Below are 2,215 nucleotides of genomic sequence, written 5' to 3' on the forward strand. Positions count from 1 at the left end.
GGCGAGCTCCGCGGTCTCGGTGCGAAAGATGTCCTGCACCACCAGGAACAGCTCGGGGCGCGCCAGGATGCCGCGGATGCGCGCCAACTCCGGCAGCGACACAGCGGGATTCGTCGCCGACACCCACAGCATGCGCAGCGAGCCCTGCTCGGCGAGTTCGAACATCCGCATCGCGTGCGTCGGCGGCCCGTCGTGCGGGATGTCCTCCGGCGAGACATGCCACAATTCGGCCAATTCCGCGACGTGGTCGGCGTTGGCGTAGTTGCGGAAACCGGCGAGATCGCCGTCGGCCCCGCATTCGCGGGTGTTCTGCGCGGTCGGCTGGCCGTTCATCTGCATGACCCCGCAGCCCGGCTTGCCGAGCATGCCGCGCAGCAGGTGCACATTGTTGACCTGGACGGCGGCCGCGGTGGCCTGGTGGGACTGGTAGAACCCCTGCAGCACGGTCGACAGCAGCCGGGGCGCTGCGCCGAGCAGCTCGGCCGCCTGGCGGATCTGCCGCGCCTCGAGCCGGCAGATGTCGGCGGCGCGCTCGGGCGTCCAGCCCGAAACCTGTTGCGCCAGATCCTCGAAGCCGATGGTGTGCGCGGCCAGGTAGTCGTGGTCGATCCAGTCGTGCTCGATCAGCTCGTGCAGCAGCGCGTTCATCAGCGCGACGTTCGAGCCGGGCAGGGGCGCGAGGTGCACGGTGGCGTACTCGGCGACCTTGGTGGGCCGCGGGTCGACACACAGCAGGCCGGGCGGGTTCGCGCCGGCCAGCCGGTCCAGCATCCGGGCCCACAGCACCGTCTGGGTCTCGGCGACATTGTGCCCGTAGAGCGCGATCACGTCCGCGTGATCGACGTCGGCGTAGGAGCCAGGCTGGCCGTCGCTGCCGAACGACTCCTTCAAGGCCTCGGCGGCGGTCGCGGTGCACAGGCGGGTGTTGCCGTCGACGTGCGGGGTGCCGATCGCGCCGTGCGCGATCACGCCCAGCGTGTAGTACTCCTCCAGGAAGAGCTGCCCGCTGGTGTAGAAGCCGATCGCCTCGGGACCGGGACCGTCGAGCAGTTCGCGGCTGCGTCGCGCGATCCGCTCCATCGCGGTGTCCCAGTCCGTCGGGACCAGGCGGCCGTCGACCCTGATCAGCGGCTCGGTCAGCCGCTGCGCCGCGTGGTTCGCCTGCCACCCGTACAAGTCCTTGGGGCCGAGCCTGCCGCGATTCACCCGGTCGTTCGTGCGTCCGCACACCCCGACGATGCGACCGTCCTTGACGGCGATGTCCATGGCGTCGCCATTGGAGTGCAGCACCGACGCCGACGGAACCCACCGTTCGACCGTTTCCGCGCGCACACCGTCCGCGAGGAACATGTCGGTGCGCGACGGCCAGTTCTCTCCGCGCCCGTACGGAGTGCGCACACCCCAGGGCTGAGCGATCCGATCACTCGTGGCCATCCCAGCGTCGTACCCGTGCTCCGCCGCGCCAAACGTGCGCATCGGTTGTCTGTGCACGGCTACGGGAGTACGTTTACGGGAGGTTCAGACACGAGCCTTTGCAGCCCTTTGTGAGCCCATGTGCGGCTTGCATAGCGCGGGCTGCTGCCTATTCACGCGCAACGGCGCGCCCGTTCGCGTTGGTCTGGAGCGTCGTGCATGACCAATCAGCTGAGTCCTCGGTACCCCCGCACTTCCCGACGGCTGTTCTCACACAGTCATTCCCCCGCGAACACGAGCGAATTCGTGCGCGGGAACCTGCGCATTCGCCGCAGTACCCTGCGACCGGGCACGCGCGTGCTCTACGTCGCAGGCGAGATCGACCTGGCCACCGCGTCCCTGCTCGACCTCGCCGTGCAGGACAGTGAGCACGCCAGGGCCATGGTGGTCGACCTGAGCGAGGTCGGCTTCATGGGGTTCGCCGGCGTCGACGTGCTCGTGCGCGCCGCCGAACGGGCCGAGGGCCGGTTGCACCGGTTCGCCGTGGTGGTGTCGTCGCGGCCGACCGAACGAGTCTTCGGTTTGTCGGACGCTTATGCGCGCGTTTCGTGTTACCCCCGGCTGGATACTGCGCTGCGTGCCGTGGCGCGCAGGACGGACCTCTGAGCGAACAGGATTTACGACACCAATTCCGATCCACGCCAACCCTTCTGGACGGCCTGGTGTCGCTCGACCCAGCACTTGGTGTCGGGGCAGTAGGCGATGAGTCCCGCCTCGGCGAAGCCGTCGAGCCAGCCGCGCA

At 68.8% G+C, this 2,215-nt stretch carries 2 protein-coding genes; one reads left to right on the top strand and one right to left on the bottom strand.

Features of this window, described 5'->3' with window-relative positions; translation table 11 throughout:
- The coding region (locus ON39_RS34170; RefSeq protein ID WP_040740424.1) for a molybdopterin-dependent oxidoreductase at positions 1-1,434 on the bottom strand (1,434 nt) is incomplete at its 3' end.
- Positions 1,435-1,719: 285 nt separating this feature from the next.
- Here ON39_RS34170 and ON39_RS46310 point away from each other — a divergent pair.
- Positions 1,720-2,079 (top strand): STAS domain-containing protein, encoded by a 360-nt coding sequence (locus ON39_RS46310; RefSeq protein WP_157195552.1) that lies wholly within the window; start codon positions 1,720-1,722, stop codon positions 2,077-2,079.
- Positions 2,080-2,215 lie beyond the last annotated feature (136 nt).

The sequence above is a fragment of the Nocardia tenerifensis NBRC 101015 genome (assembly GCF_000308715.1).
In the GTDB taxonomy this organism is placed as follows: domain Bacteria; phylum Actinomycetota; class Actinomycetes; order Mycobacteriales; family Mycobacteriaceae; genus Nocardia; species Nocardia tenerifensis.